The following is a 21,675-nucleotide window of genomic DNA, read 5'->3' on the forward strand; positions in this document are numbered from 1 at the left end:
GGACAATAGAACATCTTTTTCCATAATGAAGTGGAATAGAGAATGGGCTAATGGTTTTTGGTAATAATTTGACTTAACATAAATTATGATGTGTAGAAAAAATCCTGTTTCAAAGAAATCACTTAGCATTGCCGCTGTTTTTTCAGTGTTTGGATTGCTGATCTTTCTCTTGCCCATGTGCCGTCCAGGTACTGAATCAGGAAGTTCAGATGCCGGAAACTTTGTTCTGCCAAAATATGTTGACTACAACTATGATATAAAACCGATACTTTCTGATAAATGCTTTGCTTGCCACGGTCCGGACAATAATACCCGAGAAGCTGGCTTAAGATTGGATACCGAAGAAGGGGCCTACAAAGCTTTGGCTGAAAGTCCTGATAAGCATGCTGTGGTTCCCGGTAAGCCCCATATCAGTGAAGCTTTTCTGCGTATCACATCGGATGACGATTCTATAAAGATGCCTCCTACTGCATCAAATCTGCCCTTGAGCAATTTTGAAATTGACCTTATCGAACGTTGGATTGAACAAGGAGCAGTTTATAAACCGCATTGGGCTTTTACGGCACCTAAAAAACCTGAAGTGCCCCAACAGGAAAAAATTAAATGGGGGAATAATGAGATCGATAATTTTGTTCTTGACAAAATGTCCAAAGCTGGGTTCAAACCTAATCCTGAAGCCGATAAAAATAGGCTCCTGCGCAGGGTAAGCCTGGATTTAACAGGATTGCCGCCTGATGAGAAAGTCATGGAACGTTTCTTAAATGACGATTCACCCCAAGCCTATGAAAAATTAGTGGACGAACTCATGGCAAGTCCCGCATTTGGTGAACAGATGGCCTTGCACTGGATGGATGTCGCTCGTTACGCTGACTCCTATGGCTACCAAGATGATGATATCAGGACACAATGGCCTTGGCGGGATTGGGTTATCCATGCTTTTAATGAAAACATGCCCTACAATCAGTTTGTCACTTGGCAATTGGCTGGAGATTTACTCCCCAATCCAAATAAAGAGCAGATTTTAGCTACTGCATTCAATAGAAACCATAAAATCACCGAAGAAGGTGGAGTGGTGGAGGAGGAATACCGAGTTGCCTATGGATTGGACAAAACCAATACTTATGCAAAGGGTATTTTAGGAATTACCATGGAATGTGCCCAGTGTCATGACCATAAATATGATCCTTTTACCCAAAAGAACTATTATGGAATGTACGCCTTCTTCAATAATTCTTTGGAAAAAGGTTTAGAAGGATTAGTGAATTCAGGACCATCAAAAACCCCAAGGCTGACCGTAACCCAAGAAGATATCAAGGGAATCCTGAGTTTCATCAATCAAAATGCTGATGATGGAGAGGTCACGGTATCGGTCATGGGCGAAAGGGATAGCATCCGACCTACCTTTATTCTGGATAGAGGGGTTTATGATGCCCCGACTGTACGTGTCTATCCGCAGACGCCTGAAGCTGTTTTGCCTTTTGATAGCACCAAGTACGCATCCAATAGATTGGGATTGGCCCAATGGACCTTCAGCGATAAAAATCCATTGACCTCTAGGGTGTTTGTAAACCAAATGTGGGCACTCATTTTCGGACGTGGCCTGGTCGCTTCCGTTGCTGATTTTGGCAATCAAGGTGACCTTCCTAGCCACCCTGAACTTCTGGACTGGTTGGCAGTTGACTTCCAGCAAAATGGATGGAACATCAAACGGCTTATCAAGCAACTGGTCAGTACGGCCACCTATAAGCAGTCTTCTGTCATAGAACAAAAACACTTAGAAAAAGATCCTGATAATATCTTCCTGGCTCGGGCGAAAAGGTTGCGATTGCCGGCGCAGATGATTCGGGATCAAGTCTTGGCGACCAGCGGATTATTGAACCGGAAAATAGGTGGGCCCAGTATCAAACCTTATCAACCCGAAGGAATTTGGGAAGTCAGTAGTTCGGGGCGGGGAGCTTTGGCGCAATATGTACAGGATCACGGTCAGGACTTATACCGTCGAGGAATGTATGTCTTCTTTAAATTGACGCTGCCGCCTCCCAATATGTTGATTTTTGATGCCAGTAACCGAGATGCCTGTGAAGTGCAAAGACAAAGGACCAATACACCATTGCAAGCCTTGGTCATGATGAACGATCCGGCTATACTGGAGGCGTCTAGGATCTACTCGACAAACCTGATGGCCGATCAGCCAAATCTTAAACAGAATGACTATATCAATAAAGTTTTTAAACGGGTACTCTGTCGAGAACCCACGGATAAAGAATTGGAGTTGTTAGGTTCCTATTATCAAGATGAACTTACTCGGTTTACTCAAAACAAAAAAGATGCTGCCTCCTTCTTAAATGTGGGTGAGGCACCGCAGGACAGCTCTCTTCCAAAAGAGAAATTAGCCGCATTGATGTCGGTGGTGCATGCGATTTATAATCTGGAAGAAACACTGAATAAAGGATAGGGTCTAGGGAAATACAATATGGATAATCATGAGAAAAAAGATAGATAATAACTTAGATAAAGAAGTAAAAGAAGCTCAGCTGTTCCAAAACCGCAGGCAATTTTTATCTAGTTTAAGCATAGGGATTGGAAGTATAGCCTTAGGGTCTTTATTGATTCCAGACTTGTTTTCGGGCAAACCTGGTAGCCAAGAAGCCTTTGAAAGAGCCTTGCCTCATTTTGCTCCTAAAGCAAAACGGGTCATTTACCTTTTCCAATCTGGTGGCGTATCCCAATTGGAATCCTTCGACCATAAACCAAAGCTTAGGGAGATGATCGGTCAAGACTTGCCAGGATCAATCCGTGGCGGACAAAGATTGACCGGTATGACAGCAGGTCAAGCTACTTTTCCACTGGTGGGTTCTTATTTTGATTTTGCTCAATATGGACAAAGTCGAGCTTGGGTAAGCAGTTTATTTCCGCACATGGCCAAGATCGTGGATGATCTATGTATCATCAAATCTATGCATACAGATGCCATTAACCATGATCCCGCCATCACGTTCTTCCAAACGGGATCTCAACAGGGTAGCCGTGCGAGTATGGGTGCTTGGTTGAGTTATGGACTAGGAAGTGTAAACCAAAATTTACCGGGCTTCTGCGTCCTAGTTTCTAAGGGAAAAGGAAATGGTCAAGGAGTCTATTCTAAACTTTGGACCAACGGATTCCTGGATTCTGTCCATCAAGGGGTGCAATTTATGGGAGGTCCAGATCCGGTTCTCTATCTTAATAACCCTGAAGGAACCGATAAGATGAGCCGTAGGAAACTTTTGGATAAGCTCGCCGAATTGAACAGCATGCAATTTGAAACGTTCAAGGACCCCGAGATTACGGCAAAAGTCCAACAATATGAAATGGCATATAGAATGCAGACCTCCGTACCGGAAGTAACTGACCTGTCCAAAGAACCTGACCATATCATAAAAATGTATGGTCCTGAGTGCTTGGTCCCTGGTACCTATGCGGCAAATTGTCTGCTGGCCAGAAAACTTTCAGAAAATGGAGTGCGTTTCGTGCAACTCTACCATCAAGGTTGGGATCAACATGGTGGTCTCCCAAATGAAATGGCCATGCAAGCAAAAGATGTGGATCAGGCTTCTGCAGCATTGGTTTCCGATCTTAAACAAAGAGGTCTGTTGGATGAAACCCTAGTGATATGGGGCGGAGAATTTGGTAGAACAAACTATTGCCAAGGTGGACTGACCGTGGATAATTATGGCCGTGACCATCACCCGCGCTGCTTCAGCGTTTGGATGGCAGGTGGCGGTATCAAACCGGGCATGGTCTATGGCGAGACGGATGAACTGGGCTATAATATAGTCAAAAACCCTGTTCATGTACATGATTTCCATGCTACCATTCTGCATACACTGGGTTTAGATCATGAAAAACTAACCTATAAGCATTTGGGAAGGAGATACCGATTGACCGATGTCGCAGGTAATGTAGTCAAAGATATTTTAGCATAAACTGGGAAGCTAAATGACAATCAAAAATTTGCACTTCAATATATTGATAGGCCTCAACAGCTTTATCATTTTTTTCTTACTGTTTGAAAACAGCATTCAGATTCCCACTTATTTACAGGTTGTAGGCCGAATGCACCCCTTGTTGCTGCATTTTCCTATTGTGCTCTTGGTCATCTGCTGGATCCTCTATCTTTTTAGGTCTCGCCTAGAAAAAGAAGTACCAACGCTTCAATCTATCCTCAACTCCCTGTTGTTCATCAGTGCCTTACTGACTGCGATCACGGTCATCATGGGGCTGTTACTTTCTAAGGAAGGAGGATTTGAAGGAACGACCTATGAAATACATAAATATACCGGAGTTGGCCTATCCCTATTGACACTTGCCTTACTGGCTTTTATCCGATTCAACTCCAGTGGCAAATACCAGAAAGTCTTTGCCCTCGGTATGAATGTTTCCATCATTCTGTTGCTTCTTGTTGGGCATTTTGGTGCATCCCTTACCCATGGTGAGGATTTTATCATGTCGCCCATCATGGAAAAGAAATCAAAGGAATTGGATGCTGAAACCGCTATTGTTTTTGAGGATGCGGTTATGCCTATCCTTCAGGCAAAATGCGTAGGCTGCCATAATTCAAGTAAACCTAAGGGTGGACTTGTCCTATCTGATAGTACATCAATCTTAAAAGGAGGGGACAATGGAAAGGTCTTTACCGCAGGTAATGCCTTGACCAGTTTAATGATCGAACGTATCCTCCTGGATATTGAACATAAACATAAAATGCCTCCTAAAGGGAAACCTCAATTGAGTATCGATGAGGTATCTCTTTTACGAGCTTGGATACAGAGCGGTGGTAAATTTGATCTTCCGCTTTCTGCCTTCGCCGTTCAGGATACCCTCTTTCAGGCGGTCAAATCTGTCTATGGCTTTGCGGGAACAGAGACCTATGAATTCGCCGCTGCCGATGAGGCTGAAGTGAAGAAATTGAACACACCCTACAGGATCATCAATCCTTTGGATGCCGGCTCTCCGGCATTGGATGTAAACTTTTATGGAAAGGATTTCTTTACCGATAAATCCCTTTCTGAACTTTCGCCTATAGCGGACCAGGTAGTCTCCGTAAACCTGAGTTCCATGCCGATAAAAAAGGCGGACATCCAAACGCTCAATAAATTTAAAAACCTCCGGACGCTAAACCTCAATAATAGCAAGATCACAAATGAGGATCTAGCTTTGTTGAAGGACCATGAAAATCTGAAAAGTGTTAGTCTAATCGGTACTGGAGTGTCTATTGATGGAATAAAATCTCTGGTCAAACTGCCAAATATGAGAAAGATATTCGTTTGGAATACTGCATTGAAACCTGCAGAACTGGAGGCTATCCGGAAAGATTTTCCAACAATCAAAATAGATGCTGGATTTAAAACCGATGATTCGCAAAAGTTGGCCCTTACGCCACCAAGGATAAATCCTAACCGAAGCTTTTTCCAAAAAGAAATCAGCCTTTCTTTAAGCCACCCCATTGTAGGCGTGCAATTGCGATATACGCTGGACGGAACTCATCCTGATTCTTCAACAGCCAAAATTTACAAAGAGCCAGTCCTATTGAAGAAAGACGCGATGTTGCGGGTTAAAGCCGTAAAAGATGGTTGGTTACCAAGCAATGAAATCAATCAAAGTTTCTATGCCACATCCTTTAGTCCAAACACAATCGTTTTGGAAACTAAACCCAATCAACAATATAAGGCTAGAAAGGAGCAAAGCTTCTTTGATCTGGAAAGCGGTGGAAATAATAACGCGGATGGTAAATGGCTGGGTTTTCAAGGAAATGATCTATCGACCACAATGTCCTTTGATCAAGCTATTGCCTTGGATACCCTTGCTCTCAGCATTAAACAATCCTATAATGAACATATCTACCCGCCAAAATACGTTGAAATTTGGGGTGGAACGGATTCCCTGAACCTGAAACTCCTGAACAAGGTCAAACTTGATCTGGATAAGGTGGATAAGGTGCGCTATAAACGAATGATTGCCTGTGCTATCCCAAATCAGAAAATCAGTTTTATTCGACTGAAAACAAAGCACTATCCTAAAATTCCACAAGGTTTTCCCGGAGATGGTAACCCACCTTGGTTATTTGTGGATGAAATCATATTAAAATAACTGGTATTTAACCTATAAATCTACATCATGAATAGAAAAGCATTTATCCAAAAATCTACTGTCCTAACAGGGAGTTTGTTGATCATGAAAGACTTGTTTTCCAAACCGAAAAACATCGTTTATGGTCATAATAGCATGAAGTATAGTCTGGATACGGCTTGGGCAACTAAACATAACCCGAAATTAACGGTTAATGATTGCCATGAAATGGTACAGGATAAAAAGGGTAGGATCATCTTGCTGACCAATGAAACAAAGAATAACGTCATTGTCTTCAATAAGGACGGTAAAGTATTGGAAAGTTGGGGAAATGACTTCCCCGGAGGTCATGGCCTGACCTTGCATAATGAAAATGGAACTGATTACCTATATATTACCGATACCGATAAACATCAGGTCTATAAAACCAGCCTTTCAGGAAAGGTCCTCCTGACCATTGATGCTCCTCTAGGAATTGGGCTTTACCATAAAAAAGAGGAATTTGTACCTACGGAAACTGCAATCGATGATAATGGCGACATCTATATTGCCGATGGCTATGGCGCTCAACATATCCTACACTATGACAGTAAAGGTAAATTGATCAATCATTTTGGCGGTCGAGGAGAAGGAGATCAATTTCTTGATAATGCGCATGGAATTGCCTTTGACAAAAGAAAAGGTAAAAAAAGCCTTTTGATTACAGACCGAACGAGGAACTGCTTTAAAAGATTTGATACTGCAGGGAAATTGTTGGAGATTATCCAGCTGCCTGGAGAATGTGTGTGTAGACCTGTGATCAAAGGGAACCATGTTTATGCGGCAGTTTTAAGGTCTCCAAATATGGATGTTGCAGGTTCGGGCTTTGTTACCATCCTGGACAAAAACAAAAAGGTGGTCAGCAATATAGGGGGTACAGAACCTGTTTACCAAGATGGAACCTTAAAGACTATGCAGCAACAAGACAAGATATTTGTTCATCCCCACGATGTCTGTGTGGATGATGATGATAATTTATATGTGGCGCAATGGGCATCTGGAAAGGTTTTTCCATATAAGTTAAATAGGGTGTAACCTTATCTTTTCTTGTACATTTCCCTATACTTGATTTTTTCGGATTCTCGCTCGATCAATAGTCGGGCTAGAGTATGTCCGGGGGACCTAATGCCTGCTTCTTCGGCCAATGCCCGTCTAGCTTTTTCTTCGGAGACATCGATTCGATAAAGGATACTGATCAGTTTATTGAAATTTGTGGAAACCAGTTCATCTATATGATTGGCTAATTGTTCGAATTGTTCTTTCTCGGTCTTATATTTTGAGACATTTTCCAATTGAAGCTTATCGGCAACCAAAAGCACAGGATAATTCTTGTTTTCCATATCTTTTTCTCATTTCTACTGGTAAATTTAATTTTATTTTATCCATTTCCATTAAGTAAAATGACCTTTTGTAGCTGACTATTTTAGCTCCAAATTCTTTCAAATTCGACCATTTGTTTCGAGTATAGCTTTAGTCTTATTCGAGGCATATTCGGAAAATTCGGAATGTGTCTCGAATGAGAGTAAACTTAGATACGGGGAAACCACTTGATTGGAATAGCTAAAATATTATCCTGAAATAAGTGCTTTTGCTCTTATTCTGATTTCTCCAGTGATTCTCCTTTTGGAGAACCGAAAATCTGCTTATGTATAATCAGGCAGATGCTGATAACTATTATGATTGCTGCAATCCCTAGGGTTTCGTGGGTTCTTTGGAAGCTATGACGCATAAGACCTCCGATTCCTTGGATCATTAGCACAAATTCATTGAGGAATATCCCGAGCAATAAGCCATAGACCCCGATTCCAATACCCTTATTCATTTTTAGTGCCTGACTGTTGAAGGCGTTGCCCAATAAAAATAAGGAAATAATTACTAATAATACCAAATGTAGGTAGGCAATAACGATCGGTCTAAAGCCATAGACCAATTGGCTTAAGGCCGGAATAATGGAGATCGCTTGCAGGATCAATTTGATGCAGACCGCTAAGGCCACACAGGACCATAAGATAAAGACAACTTTACTTAACTGTAATGCATCCGTTTTCTTTTTGGCAGCAAAGAATTTGATAAGGAATTTTGCCCATAGGAAGATTTGTACCAAAACGGTTAGCAGCAATAATCCATAAAGCCAATTAGGGAATCCTTTCCACCAGAGTACAGACAGAAAATAAGCAGGAACAACTGTTGAGATGTACAGCCATGAGAACCTCGGGCTAATGATACTCTGGCCAAATTTTTTGAAAATCCAATGGTTCAACAAACCAAAACAGCCAAAGAAAAACCAGCCATTGTATTGGAAATGCAGATAGAAGTAGACAGAGGCCAATTGTTTCAATGGATCCAGTTGATGGGTTACCTTCAGGTAAACCAAGCCAAATGTGCCAATCGATGAGAGAACATTATATATTACTGCGGCTTTGATCAAGATCAATATCGCTTTTGGAACAGAGGATTTATTGAGGTCTTTCCAGAGAACGATCGCAAACCAATAGGAGACCAACACGACCAAGAAGGAGAATGTAATAGAGAGAAAGGCATAACCCGTAATGGTAAATGAGATCAGCATGCCCAAGGATGCCAGAAAATTGGCTAATAGGATATTCCTATAAATTTTGGGAAAGCTCTTTTCCATGTTATTTCCAGTAACGATCAAGATCAAGAAAATCATGATCGCTTGAGAAACCCATCCCGAAAATGCAAAGTGCGAATGCGCATGCATCAGGTTTTTTTGATCCAGGAAGGGTAGGGGAAAGAGAAATTTAAGGCGCATCAATAGACCATAGATTCCCACGATCAGAAAACTGAACATGGTTAGTAGAGTCCAATCTTTTGCAGAATTAAATTTGAGTGTTGCTGACATTCCTTTTTTCTAAGCTAATTAACCTTGGACCTTTCCAGTGCAATAAGTCGGGATAAATACCTTTCCTTTGATAATGGAAAGTTTTTCCTCTTTTTCAAGGTTTTTCATGGCTCGGATTATGGTTTCCACCCTTAACCCGGTCATATTAGCCAATTGTTGCCTGGTCAACATCAATCGATGACATTCCCCACAGATGAGTTTGTTTTCATCGTTTAATTTATTGAGCAGATGGATCAGGATTTCCTCCGGCGAATAGCTGCAGATCATTTTCGTCATGAAGAGCTTGAACCGAAGTTCTCTTGCAATTCGTTGGGTTACCAAGAGCATGATGCTATGGTAATCGCTTAGAATCTCCATAAATGCGCTAGAGGATAACTTTAGCATGGTACATGGTTTGTCTGCGATGGCAGTCGCCACATGGTAACCGTTATCAAGTATGGCCACCTCCCCAAATCCCTCGCCTGCGCAGACGACCTTATGCAATACTTCTTTACCGTCGGCAAGGAAGTTGCAAATTCTTACTCGTCCACTGATCACCTGATAATAGAAATTTGAAGGACTATTCTCATGGAATATCACTTCTGCGCTTTCCACTTTTTTAACGGTTGCGCCTTTTTCAATAAGTAACTCGGATGGGATCATATCCTTGTTTGTTTTATGTCTTTCTATTTAAGACAAATCTATCCAGAAAGACTGTTTTCATAGTTGATGGTAGTCACTCAAAATAGTGATTAGAATCAAAATTAGACTTAATTCTCTAATAGTCAATAGGATGCAGGGTTGATTACCATAAATCAATACTGTTAATCAATAAATTATGATTTACCTCATAAAATTAGCCTCAAGCTTGCCGGTACCTTTGTAATAAACGTAATACACAATCATTGATTGAATTCAAAAAAATCTAAGAAACTATGAAAAAATTAACCGTACTCTTTTTGATGGCCATGTTCATATATGCCTGTTCATCAAACAATAGTGAACAAAAATCAGAACGTTCCTTCCCAGAGGAAACAGCCGCCGCATCTAGCGATGCTGGTACTGACGCAAGCTCCTATGACCCTAACCGCGGAGAAGGAAAATTTACAACAGTTGACCTAGGCGCCAAGCTGGATGTAGCGATGGCTGAAGCAGGCAAGACCATTGTAGATTTAAAGTGTGCATCATGCCACAAGATGACCGATGAGAAATTGGTTGGACCAGGATGGAAAGGCGTTTCAGAACGTAGAAAACCAGAATGGATCATGAACTTTATTACCAACCCAGATGCGATGTTGGATAAAGACCCTGAGTTGCAAGCGCAATTGGAATTGTGTTTAGTGCGTATGCCTAACCAAAACTTAACAGACGATGATGCCCGCAAAATCTTGGAATTTATGCGTCAAAATGATGGTGTGAAATAATTCGAAAGCAAGTTATTATATCTAAATCATACTATAATGGAATTTAAAAAATATTTTCTATCAGGGATTGCTGTGGCCACGCTGCTCACTTCATTCCAAGCTTGTAAGCCCAAAGGGGCCGGTGAAGCTGTCAGTGGTAATGCCGCAGAAAAGACCTATGTCGCTCCAGGAAAATACGATGAGTTTTACAACTTCGTATCCGGTGGTTTCAGCGGACAGATGTCTGTATACGGACTGCCTTCAGGACGTCTGTTAAGGGTCATCCCGGTATTCTCTGTGGATCCTGAAAAAGGATGGGGATTCAGTGAAGAAACGAAACCTATGCTGGAAACTTCCCATGGTAATGTGCCTTGGGATGATTTGCACCACGTTCAATTATCAAAAACCGACGGTAACTATGACGGTCGTTGGGTATTTGCCAATGCCAACAATACACCACGTATTGCGCGTATCGACTTGACTACCTTCCGTACAGCAGAGATCCTTGAATTGCCGAACAGTGGTGGTAACCACTCTTCACCTTATATCACAGAAAATACAGAGTATGTGGTAGCAGGGACACGTTTTTCTGTTCCATTAGATGGTGAAGGTGGCGATGTGCCAATCAATACCTTCAAGCAGAATTTCCGTGGTTCATTGAGCTTTGTCAGTGTAGATAAAGAGAGTGGAAACATGGAATTATCCTTCCAGATTGAAACACCGGGTGTCAACTACGATTTAAGTCGTGCTGGTAAAGGTGTATCTCATGGTTGGTTCTTCTTCTCTACCTATAACACTGAACAAGCAAACACCTTGTTAGAGGTAAATGCGTCTAAAAATGACAAAGACTTTGTTTTAGCAGTAAACTGGAAAAAAGCAGAGGAATATTTAAAAGCTGGTAAAGGTAAAAAGGTTACTGGTCTGAAATATGCCCACAACAAGTATGATGAAAAATCACATACTTCTTCTACTGAATTCAAAACGGAAACTATCGTCTTGAAGGCAGAAGAGTTAGAAGGATTGTGTTACTATATCCCTTGTCCTAAATCACCTCACGGTGTAGACGTTGACCCTACGGGTGAATATATTGTAGGTTCAGGTAAACTTGCCGCTTTAATTCCAGTATTCTCATTCGATAAAATCCAAAAAGCGATTGCTGGAAAACAATTCGAAGGTGAATTTGGTGGTATTCCAATCATTAAATATGAAGCAGCATTACATGGCGAGGTTGAAAAACCAGGTTTAGGTCCATTGCACACTGAGTTTGATGAAAAAGGAAATGCGATCACTTCATTCTTCGTTTCCTCAGAATTGGTGAAATGGAATGTGAAGACTTTGAAAGTTATTGACCGTGTTCCCACTTATTATTCAACAGGTCACTTGATGATCCCTGGTGGTGATACCAAAAATCCGTATGGAAAATATGTGGTTGCTTATAACAAGATTACAAAAGACCGTTTCCTTCCTACAGGACCTGAATTGTCACAAAGTGCGCAGATCTTTGATATTTCAGGAGACAAGATGCAGTTGATCTTGGACTTCCCTACAATCGGTGAGCCGCACTATGCGCAAGCGATCAAGGCAGACAAAGTCGTAGACAAGAGCGTTAAGATCTTCAAAATCGAAGAAAATACGAATCCATATGCTACAAAAGGAGAGAGTGAAGCTCGCGTAGAACGTAAGGGTAACCAGATCCATGTTTACCTAACTTCTATCCGTTCCCACTTTGCACCTGACAATATTGAGGGTGTTCAATTAGGCGATGAGGTCTATTTCCACGTAACCAATATTGAGCAAGACTGGGATATGCCCCATGGATTTGCCGTAAAAGGAGCCAAAAATGGCGAGCTTTTGGTTATGCCAGGAGAAACCCAGACCTTAAAATGGGTACCAGACCGTGTTGGTGTGTTCCCATTCTATTGTACGGACTTCTGTAGTGCATTGCACCAAGAAATGCAAGGTTATATCCGTATTTCGAAGAAAGGAAATAATGTTCCGTTGACCTACAGCGTAGGCACAAACATGCCTAAAGAGAGTACTAACTAAAGCTACATAGAGATGAAATCTACAAACAACTTGTCAGTCTTGCACCGTGTCTTATTGGTACTATGCGGCCTGGCTTTAGTAGCAGTCATCTTCCTTCCGATTTGGCGTATTGAGCTGGATGCAGCTCAATACCCAGAAGGGTTGGAACTGCAGATATTCAGCCATAAATTGTCTGGACAGGTGGATATCATCAACGGATTGAACCATTATATCGGCATGAAAACCCTACATAAGGAGGATTTTAAGGAATTCACAGTCCTTCCTTATATCATTGGATTCTTTGCATTGGCCTTTACCGTTGTCGGTCTTGCCAACAAAAGAAAGTGGGTATACTATTTATTTGGAGCATTCTTGCTATTTGGGATCGTAGCCATGGTAGACTTCTATGTTTGGGAGTACAACTATGGACATAACCTTGACCCGAATGCACCGATCAAAGTACCAGGTATGTCCTATACTCCTCCATTGATCGGCTATAAAAAGCTGTTGAATTTCGGAGCTTATTCCGTTCCCGATATTGGTGGTTGGATTTTTATCCTTTGCGGAATTATTTTGGCTTTTTGTGTCATTCAAGAATGGCGCAAAACGAAAACTTCTAAAAAACTTAAAAATGAACAGAACTAAGATATTTCTTATCTGCTTGAGCAGTGTCCTTCTGATCATGTTTGGATTGCAAGCATGTCAAGGCAATAGTGAACCAAAGCCCATAAAATATGGCTCTGACCAATGTGCTTATTGCAAGATGACCATTAGCGATGCTCGATTTGGCACACAGTTGCAGACTAAAAAAGGACGTGTTTACAATTTCGACGATGTACAATGCATGATTTCCTTTGTGAAGGAAAGCAACGTGAAAAAGGAAGAGGTTGCAGCCTATTTTTTACCGGATTATAGCAGTAATAAATTGTTGCCAGCAGACAAGATGTTCTATTTGAAAAGCGAAGAGCTGAAAAGCCCTATGCGCGGAAATATTGCAGCCTTTGAAAAGACAGAGGATCTGGAAAAGGCAAAAGCTGAATTAGGAGGTACCGCCCTTAGTTGGGAAGACCTTTGGAAATAAAACCTGCATCATGGGAAGATCAGTTTGGAAGATATTTAGTGCGTTGATTTGTTTATTTATGGTAGGTGGCATGTCTCATGCCACTACCATTAAAGTAGGCAAAAATCATTCGGTGACATCCATAAAACAAGGGATTGCCCTGGCAAAAAAAGGCGATACCGTACTGGTTCAATCTGGAACCTATAAGGAGGGAAATATTATCATCGACAAAGCTATCAGCCTGATCGGTGAGGGCATGCCGACATTGGATGGAGAGAAAAAACATGAGCCAATCTCCGTAAAATCACCCTTTGTCCATATTCAAGGATTTAAGATCAAGGGCTCTGGACATTCCTCCATCAATGATGTAGCGGGAATAAAGATTTACAATACCCATCATGTCAACATTATCAACAATGTATTGGATGATAATTTCTTTGGGGTCTATTCCCAAAACTCCAAACATCTGGAGATCAGGGGTAACAAGATCCAGGCTTATGGAACGGCCGAACAATTGATCGGAAACGGTATCCATGGTTGGAAATCGGACAGCCTACTCATTGAGAACAATGAGATCTTAGGACATCGGGATGGCATCTATCTAGAATTTGTAACCCATACCCATGTCAACAAAAACCGCTCAGAGGGCAACCTGAGATATGGCCTGCATTTCATGTTTTCACATGACAACAGCTATATAGAAAACATATTCCGGGCAAATGGTGCCGGAGTGGCCGTTATGTACACCAAGAATGTACATATGGAGAACAATAAATTTGAAGAAAACTGGGGGGATTCCGCTTATGGTCTGCTCCTAAAAGATATATCAGACAGTAAAATAATCAACAATACATTTGATCGCAATACCGCCGGAATTTTTATGGAAGGTTCCAATAGGATCCAAATCGAGAACAACCTTTTTCAAGGAAATGGATGGAGCGTAAAAATCCAGGCGAGTTGTATGGACAATGATTTTAAGAATAATAATTTCTTGCAAAACACATTTGATGTGGCAACCAATGGAACGTTGACCCTTAACAATTTTGAAAATAATTATTGGGATAAATATGAAGGCTATGATCTGGATAAGGATGGGATTGGGGATATTCCTTTCCGCCCAGTAAGTTTATTTTCCATGTTGGTCGAGCGCTATCCATCTGCCATGTTGCTTTTTAGAAGTTTTATGGTGACGCTGTTTGATCGTACAGAAAAACTGTTGCCTAGTTTGACCCCAGAAGGGTTGAAAGATGAAAAACCACGTATGAAATCAGTTTAATTATGATCGAAATCCAACATATTTTCAAAGACTTTGGCAAGTTTAAGGTGCTGAAAGATATTAACCTTTCCTTGAATGGGGGAGAATGTGTCGCCTTGATAGGTCCAAACGGAAGTGGAAAGACCACGCTAATCAAAACTGTTTTGGGCATGGTAGTTCCCAGTTCAGGGATTATCAAATTTGACGGCGAAAATATTCAAAATAAATATTCTTACAGAAAGGAGATCGGCTATATGCCACAGATTGGCCAATATCCGGAGAATATGAGCATAGGACAGGTTTTAGATATGATGAAAGATATTCGGAAGATGCCCGAGGATCAGTTAGACCTGGATCTGTACAATGCATTCCACCTACCGGCCCTGTTGGATAAGCGTATGGGGACCTTGTCTGGCGGAACTCGGCAAAAAGTTAGTGCCTGCTTGGCCTTTCTTTTTAATCCAAAGGCTTTGATCCTGGATGAACCAACGGCGGGCTTGGATCCACTTTCTTCGGAAATATTGAAAAACAAGATCCAGAAGGTGATGAATGAAAATAAATTGATCATTATCAGTTCTCATGTACTCAGTGACTTAGATGATCTAGTTTCGCAAATCATTTATCTGCAAGAAGGAAAATTGATGTTCCATAAATCGCTTCAACAATTAAAGATAGATACCGGTACAGATAAACTGTCAAAGGCCATAGCCCAAGTCATGTCTGTTCCAAATCAAACTAAATAGGCTTTCCATGAATAAAATTATACGCTACGTTTTTGTTGATTTACTGAGAAATAAAACTATTATTTTCTATACACTTTTGCTATTTGCGTTATCGGTAAGTGTCTTCAGCATGGAAGATAATTATGAAAAAGGATTGGTGAGTTTGTTGAACATTGTACTTTTTGTAGTTCCTCTGGTAAGTATCGTATTTTCAAGCATATACCTCTATAATAGTGCTGAATTTATTTGTTTATTAGTGAGTCAGCCCCTTAAAAGGGGCAATATATGGCTAAGCATATTTGCAGGTCTGGCAGGGACCCTATGTCTCTCTTTTTTCATAGGCGTAGGCATCCCCACATTCTTATATGCATTTAGCAGTTCTGGGTTAATATTGGTTGGTTGCGGTTTATTGCTTTCTGTGATCTTTGTGTCAATAGCCTTATGGACCTCCGTATTAATCCGGGACAAATCTAAAGGCATCGGACTTGCAATCCTATTGTGGTTGTATTTCGGATTGCTGTTCGATGCCTTAGTTTTATTTATGTTGTTCCAGTTTTCCGATTATCCAATCGAGAACTTTATGGTCGGATTGTCCATGTTCAACCCCATCGATGTCTGTCGGATCTTGATCCTCTTGCAACTCGACCTTTCCGCCATGATGGGTTATACTGGAGCAATTTTTAGAGACTTCTTTGGAAATGCCCTCGGCATGAGCATTACAATTGCTGTCCTGTTTTTGTGGGCTATCATACCCCTATGGCTGTCGGTCAGGTATTTTAAGAAGAAGGATCTATAAGAAAAAGTACGGCAATTGGTACTATGCCAAGTAAATGACAGGTCTGATTGACGATTTTATTCATTGTCATAAAATTCATTTTTGCCATGATAATTAATCAATTCACAAAAATCTCAGAGCTTATCAAAGCTAATGAGTTGTGCATTGATGCCATTGCATCAATAGCGAAACCCTTACGGAAAATCAAAATCCCATTATTGCGTAAGGTCCTGACTCCACGTGTCAATATCATGGAAGCTGCAAAAATTGCAAACTGTTCTGTAGATGACTTTAGACGTGTTCTAGAACCATTAGGATTTACATGGAAAGAGGCCGCAGAAACAAAGACTTCTCAAGAAAAGAAGGAACAAAATAAACCGGCATGGTTGATTGAATGTGAACAGATTGTTCCATTGGATGTCAGGCCAATTCTAGATGCTGACCGGGACCCCTTAAAAGAAATCATGATAGCCTATAAAGCACTTCCTGAAAAAGCAGTGCTAGAAATCATCAATAGCTTTTTGCCATTTCCACTTATTAGCCGCTTGGAAGATAAAGGTACTTTCAGTTATACCGATGAGATTTCAAAAACTGAATTCCATACTTATTTCTATAAGCCAATGGCAGAAAAGGCCGTAACCAAGATAGAGTCCATGATCTCTTTTGTATCCTTTGATGTGATCGAAAAGATATTGAATACCAAGAGTTTCGATATGGTAGAGTTGGATGTCAGGAGTTTGCCTATGCCACAACCTATGGAGCGAATCTTGGAAACCTTGGGGCAATTAAAGGCCAATGAAGGCCTTTTTGTCCAACACAAGAAAGTGCCGCTTTATCTTTTGGAAGAATTGGGCAATTTACCTTATCGGGTATTTGTCAGTGAGATTGCTGAGGGAGATGTAAGAATATTGATCCATCCATAAAAATAGGGACATGACTTTAAGTTCGACCGATAATGCCACCAAAGGATATGTAGTCGTGCCATTTTTTGCCACGGCAGCTGTCTTTTTCCTTGTATTTAGCATCTTGTTAGTATTGACGGGAAGCCAAATCCTGGGGCATTATTTTCAGCCTAGAGTTCTTGCTATAGTCCATACCCTGGCATTAGGATGGGGAACCATGATCATTTTTGGTGCAGCTTATCAACTGGTGCCAGTCATATTCGAACACAGCTTGTTCTCTCCAAAACTGGCCTTTTTCAGTTATTTCATATTGACCATTGGCAGTTGCCTATTGATTTATTGCTTTTGGAATTTCCGGACTGATTGGATGATGATTTTAGCAGGGTCTCTGGTCTGCATGGCTTCTTATATATATTTTCTTATCATTTGGATGACCAGCAAGAAGCACGAAAAATCATTTGAGTTCAATCTGTTTTTTATGTTTTCCGCTTTTTGGCTATGTTTTACCACTACGGTTGGTTTATTATTGGCCATCAACTTGGAACATCATTATATTTCAAAGAACCATTTGGATATCTTGAAACTGCATGCCCATGCCGGCTTAGCTGGATGGTTCCTGCAGCTGATTTTGGGTGCCGGAGCAAAGATGATCCCTATGTTCGTGATGGGGAAATCGGCCAAAAGAAAAGCGTTGTTTATTTCCGTTACCCTGATCAATACCGGTTTATTGATGTTTTTGATCCATGGTTACCGAAATCAGATTGACTACAGACTGCTGATATGTGCCACTTTGATCCTTGCAGGAGTGATTAGCTGGGGCGTATTTATACAGGACTGTTTGAAGAATAGGTTGCGCAAGAAGATTGAGATTCCGATCAAACATAGCTTATTGTCGATAGGAAACCTTTTTGCGGCTTTTGCAACTCTGCCACTGGTGCTGAATCAGGAGTCTGGGAATTGGGTTACACTCTATATGGTTTGGATTTTCTTGGGTTGGATCACGGGAATAATCTTAGGGATGACCTTTAAGACCCTCCCATTTATTATCTGGAATATACAATATAAAAACTTGAACGGAAGGGCAAATGTGCCCATGCCGAAAGAACTTTATAGCCATAAATTATTAAAGGTTCAATACCTCTTATTTCTTGGGAGTTTGTCTATTACGGTGATTGCCGTAGTGTTCAAACTCAAATGGTTGATCAACCTAAGTACTGTCCTGTGGGTATTGCTTTCGGTTTCGTATTTATTGAATGTACTGAAGGTTTTGACACATAAGAGAAAGGAGGAATATGGAAGTTGATTTTACCGCTCCGTTTGCTTCGGAGCAACTCAAAGCAATACAATCGCTGATGCTGGTTATGGATCCTGAACTTGGTATTAATGTCATTGATATGGGCCTGGTTTATGTATTAGACTTTACTGAGAGCAATAAGCTCCAGGTTCAAATGACCTTGACGACTCCCTACTGTCCGATGGCGGGTTCCATAACGCAAGCTGTGCAAAAAAGTATGGAAAGTACCTTTCCTGATCGTGAAATCATATTGGAATTGGTCTGGCAACCTGAATGGTCGCCGGATCTGATGACCGAGTCGGGGCGGGAACAATTGAATAGACAATAAAACTAAATTAATACTACTATGAAAAATGTAATCTATTTGATCTGTTGGAGCTTATTTGCCCTGACAATGGCTTCTTGCCAAAAGGATGATAATCTGGAGAATCCTTTGGAAGATAAAAAGATCATTGCTGAAAAAACGATTAACGCCTCTAAGCAAGTCCAGCTCTTGGCTGATAAGGATTTAGTTGTAGGCTATCAAAATGTATACGTCAGGGTTTTGAAAGATGGAAAAACAAATCCTTCGGATAAGATAGAATTTTCTCCTGTTATGGACATGGTGACCATGAAACACGGTGCACCTACTGGTAAATTTGCTTTCAACTCTAGCGTTGATGCCTTTCAAGGGTTTGTGGTTTTTACCATGCCTACGGCCAATGATGGTACTTGGGCAATTGACCTAAAAATAAATAATGAAACCCTAAACATTCCGGTAGTGATCAAACCTGCTGTCACTGGAAATGTTCCTGTGAAGTCCTTCACGGCTACAGATAATAAACGCTATATCATGGCATTGGTACAACCTTCTTCCCCAAAGATTGGAATCAATGATTTAGAGGTGATGGTTTTCTGGAGAGAAAATATGTTCTCTTTCCCTGTTGTGGATGGATTGACATTGGATTTTCATCCGGAGATGACTTCGATGAACCATGGTTCAAGCAATAATGTCAGCCCTCAAGGTTCGGGAGCTGGGATTTATAAAGGAAAAGTGAATTTCAGTATGTCGGGAGATTGGAGACTGTTCTTCAATGTTAAAAAGGGTGAAACAGAACTTGCGAAGGATGTCTTTCTAGATGTACTGTTTTAGTGAATAAGGCTCAATAAATTTTTAGGACTCGGTAAAATTTCAAGGCTTATGAAAAGGATTTCTTTTATTTTAAGTTTTTGCTTCCTTGTGGCCGGACAGTATGTCCAAGCGCAACATCATCACCATGATACATTGAAGAATGTTGCTATTGAGGAAGTGGTAGTAAGTACTCAGGTTTCTGTAAATAAGCAACTTGAATATGAGCAACGAGCTTCTAAACAAGCGAATATTGACCAGATCTTGGATAGGATTGCTGGCGTTCAGATGGTTCGTAGGGGCAATTATGCTTGGGAACCTACTATCCGCAGCCTAAATGCTGCGCAGATCAATCTGACGATAGACGGGATGGCTATTTTTGGAGCCTGTACAGATCGTATGGACCCGATTAGCTCCTATATTGAGCCCAGTAATCTGCAGCAGATCAATGTGAATATTGGTCCTTCATTCAATAGTTATGCTGGAGGAATGGCTGGCGGAATGAACTTCAAGCTTGCCAATCCGGAACTTTCGAAAGTCCCTCAGTTGAATGGAATGCTGGGGACAGGTTATGAATCTAATTCACAGGCGGTTCAAACCTTAGCATCCCTGCAATATAGTACGGAAAAATTCGCATTCCTAGTGAATGGGATCTTTAGAAAAGCACAGAACTATAAAGCAGCAGAAAGGGCAATCGTTCCTAATTCCCAGTTCCAAAAATGGAATGGATCTATTGCTGCGACTTATAAATTAAATTCCAAGAATCAAATACTAGCCCAATATCTTGCCGATTATGGTCAGGATATTGGGTATCCTGCATTGACCATGGATGTTGCCTTTGCCAATTCAAATATTGTTTCCTTGACGCATGTCTATAAAGGCAGTAAAGAGGGTATGAATGAAATCCGTTCGAAGGTTTATTTCAACCATATCGACCATGCGATGGATGATAGCAAAAGGCCTGCGGAGACTGTTCCTATGCACATGGATATGCCAGGTCTATCTCGGACGGCTGGCTTTTATTCTGAAACAGGCTATCAGTTTGCTAAGCATCATTTGCAAGCAAGGTTGAATGGATACCTCAATAGGTTGACCGCTAATATGACCATGTATCCAAAAGACGGAAATCCTATGTTTATGTATACCCTGCCGGATGCGCAACGCGATCTGCTGAGTTTGGATATTTCGGACCGTTATTACCTGAGTGAAAAATGGATGATGGATTTTATGGGAACCTATAGTTTTGCCAATTCAAGTATCTATAGCCAGCAAGGTGAGGAACAGCTATCGAGCTTAACGGATGCCTCTCTTGGACGATCCAATCACCTTGGAAACATCAATCTGACCGGCCATTACCATCCTTCCGCCAATTTGCATTGGATGGCAAAGTTAGGTTATGCCAATCGTAGCGCCAGTCTGCAGGAGTATTATGGTTTCTACCTTTTCAATAGGTTGGATAACTATGATTACCTGGGAAACGTGGATTTGAAAACTGAAAAATCTTTTCAGGCGAGCTTTGGGTTAAGCTATCAACTACCTTGGCTCAGACTTGAGGCGAATCTCTATAATTATTATTTCAAGGACTACATTGCTGGCAGGATTAATCCTGATTTCCATGTGATGACCATTGGAGCAACTGGAGTGAAAAAGAACCAAAATTTGGATCATGCTAATTTAATGGGCGCTGAAATGGCCATGAAGATCAAGTTCTTGAAGAATCTGGAATGGTTAAGTACCGTAACTTATTCGGAAGGAAAGGATGATGGAGGCAATTACTTGCCATTGATTTCGCCATTTACCAATAATAATACTTTCCTGTTTAACCATCAGGGTTATGTGGCCCAGTTTGAAGTAAGTTATTTTGCCAAACAAAATAAGGTTAGTTCAGCAATCTATGGAGATAGCAGGACGCCAGCTGCCACTCTGTTCAATGTAGGGGTCAGGAAAGCATTCCAATTAAAACAACAAAAACTAACTGCCAATTTGAGAGTGGAAAATATCTTTGATAGATATTATTTTCGCCATCAAGATATCATGAAGATTGCCAGACCGGGACGAAATTTGATCGCCCAGATCAACCTTTCTTTCTAATTTTTTGCATATAATTGGGCTTTATGTTCCACCTCATAAAATATTGAGGCTTTT

19 protein-coding genes are annotated in these 21,675 nt (G+C 41.0%); 16 read left to right on the forward strand and 3 right to left on the reverse strand.

The window, feature by feature from the left end; all coding sequences use genetic code 11:
• The first annotated feature begins 85 nt into the window (after positions 1 to 85).
• The 4 genes from ACWICE_RS12520 to ACWICE_RS12535 are packed head-to-tail and all read left to right on the forward strand — an operon-like array spanning position 86 to position 7,179.
• Positions 86 to 2,455, forward strand: coding sequence for a PSD1 and planctomycete cytochrome C domain-containing protein (locus tag ACWICE_RS12520; protein WP_454290997.1), 2,370 nt, complete (start codon positions 86 to 88; stop codon positions 2,453 to 2,455).
• Between the two features lie 28 nt (positions 2,456 to 2,483).
• Positions 2,484 to 3,962: a DUF1501 domain-containing protein gene (locus ACWICE_RS12525; RefSeq protein ID WP_454298499.1), complete on the forward strand. Its 1,479-nt coding sequence runs from the start codon at positions 2,484 to 2,486 to the stop codon at positions 3,960 to 3,962.
• A gap of 13 nt (positions 3,963 to 3,975) precedes the next feature.
• Positions 3,976 to 6,126, forward strand: a complete 2,151-nt coding sequence (locus ACWICE_RS12530) for a c-type cytochrome domain-containing protein (RefSeq protein ID WP_454290999.1) — start codon at positions 3,976 to 3,978, stop codon at positions 6,124 to 6,126.
• A gap of 27 nt (positions 6,127 to 6,153) precedes the next feature.
• Positions 6,154 to 7,179, forward strand: coding sequence for a hypothetical protein (locus ACWICE_RS12535; RefSeq protein WP_454291000.1), 1,026 nt, complete (start codon positions 6,154 to 6,156; stop codon positions 7,177 to 7,179).
• 2 nt (positions 7,180 to 7,181) lie between these two features.
• Here ACWICE_RS12535 and ACWICE_RS12540 read toward each other — a convergent pair whose 3' ends face one another.
• The 3 genes from ACWICE_RS12540 to ACWICE_RS12550 all read right to left on the reverse strand — a co-directional run bounded on the left by ACWICE_RS12540 (position 7,182) and on the right by ACWICE_RS12550 (position 9,649).
• The gene (locus ACWICE_RS12540) at positions 7,182 to 7,484 is read right to left on the reverse strand and encodes a hypothetical protein (protein WP_185213021.1); all 303 of its coding nucleotides are present in this window, start codon (positions 7,482 to 7,484) and stop codon (positions 7,182 to 7,184) included.
• Positions 7,485 to 7,738: 254 nt separating this feature from the next.
• Positions 7,739 to 9,007, reverse strand: a complete 1,269-nt coding sequence (locus tag ACWICE_RS12545) for a hypothetical protein (protein WP_454291001.1) — start codon at positions 9,005 to 9,007, stop codon at positions 7,739 to 7,741.
• An 18-nt stretch (positions 9,008 to 9,025) separates the two neighbouring features.
• Entirely contained in the window at positions 9,026 to 9,649 is a 624-nt protein-coding gene (locus tag ACWICE_RS12550; protein ID WP_454291002.1) for a Crp/Fnr family transcriptional regulator, read from the reverse strand.
• A gap of 272 nt (positions 9,650 to 9,921) precedes the next feature.
• On the opposite strand from ACWICE_RS12550, the gene ACWICE_RS12555 reads away from it, so the two are divergent.
• The 12 genes from ACWICE_RS12555 (at position 9,922) to ACWICE_RS12610 (ending at position 21,621) form a co-directional block, all read left to right on the forward strand.
• Positions 9,922 to 10,410 carry a c-type cytochrome gene (locus tag ACWICE_RS12555; RefSeq protein ID WP_185213018.1) on the forward strand — a complete coding sequence of 163 codons (489 nt, stop codon included), beginning with the start codon at positions 9,922 to 9,924 and terminating at the stop codon, positions 10,408 to 10,410.
• A 36-nt stretch (positions 10,411 to 10,446) separates the two neighbouring features.
• Positions 10,447 to 12,435, forward strand: coding sequence for a Sec-dependent nitrous-oxide reductase (gene nosZ / locus ACWICE_RS12560; RefSeq protein WP_093099183.1), 1,989 nt, complete (start codon positions 10,447 to 10,449; stop codon positions 12,433 to 12,435).
• Between the two features lie 12 nt (positions 12,436 to 12,447).
• Complete coding sequence (locus ACWICE_RS12565; protein WP_197700953.1) at positions 12,448 to 13,059, forward strand: hypothetical protein; 612 nt, start codon at positions 12,448 to 12,450, stop codon at positions 13,057 to 13,059.
• Positions 13,046 to 13,495, forward strand: a complete 450-nt coding sequence (locus ACWICE_RS12570; protein ID WP_312695841.1) for a nitrous oxide reductase accessory protein NosL — start codon at positions 13,046 to 13,048, stop codon at positions 13,493 to 13,495. Before ACWICE_RS12565 ends, ACWICE_RS12570 begins: the two co-directional genes overlap by 14 nt.
• Before the next feature lie 10 nt (positions 13,496 to 13,505).
• A complete protein-coding gene (locus tag ACWICE_RS12575) occupies positions 13,506 to 14,750 on the forward strand; it encodes a nitrous oxide reductase family maturation protein NosD (RefSeq protein WP_093099181.1) in 1,245 nt (414 codons plus the stop codon).
• A gap of 2 nt (positions 14,751 to 14,752) precedes the next feature.
• Positions 14,753 to 15,472, forward strand: a complete 720-nt coding sequence (locus ACWICE_RS12580) for an ABC transporter ATP-binding protein (RefSeq protein ID WP_093099180.1) — start codon at positions 14,753 to 14,755, stop codon at positions 15,470 to 15,472.
• Between the two features lie 7 nt (positions 15,473 to 15,479).
• Positions 15,480 to 16,247 (forward strand): ABC transporter permease subunit, encoded by a 768-nt coding sequence (locus ACWICE_RS12585; RefSeq protein ID WP_093099179.1) that lies wholly within the window; start codon positions 15,480 to 15,482, stop codon positions 16,245 to 16,247.
• A gap of 86 nt (positions 16,248 to 16,333) precedes the next feature.
• Positions 16,334 to 17,149: a DUF2249 domain-containing protein gene (locus ACWICE_RS12590; RefSeq protein WP_093099177.1), complete on the forward strand. Its 816-nt coding sequence runs from the start codon at positions 16,334 to 16,336 to the stop codon at positions 17,147 to 17,149.
• A 10-nt stretch (positions 17,150 to 17,159) separates the two neighbouring features.
• Entirely contained in the window at positions 17,160 to 18,431 is a 1,272-nt protein-coding gene (locus ACWICE_RS12595; protein ID WP_093099176.1) for a hypothetical protein, read from the forward strand.
• A gap of 49 nt (positions 18,432 to 18,480) precedes the next feature.
• A complete protein-coding gene (locus ACWICE_RS12600; protein ID WP_169919018.1) occupies positions 18,481 to 18,750 on the forward strand; it encodes a metal-sulfur cluster assembly factor in 270 nt (89 codons plus the stop codon).
• An 18-nt stretch (positions 18,751 to 18,768) separates the two neighbouring features.
• Positions 18,769 to 19,554, forward strand: coding sequence for a FixH family protein (locus tag ACWICE_RS12605; RefSeq protein ID WP_093099173.1), 786 nt, complete (start codon positions 18,769 to 18,771; stop codon positions 19,552 to 19,554).
• Between the two features lie 48 nt (positions 19,555 to 19,602).
• Complete coding sequence (locus tag ACWICE_RS12610; RefSeq protein WP_093099171.1) at positions 19,603 to 21,621, forward strand: TonB-dependent receptor; 2,019 nt, start codon at positions 19,603 to 19,605, stop codon at positions 21,619 to 21,621.
• Positions 21,622 to 21,675: the final 54 nt, after the last annotated feature.

The sequence above is a fragment of the Sphingobacterium sp. NPDC055346 genome (genome assembly GCF_053645235.1).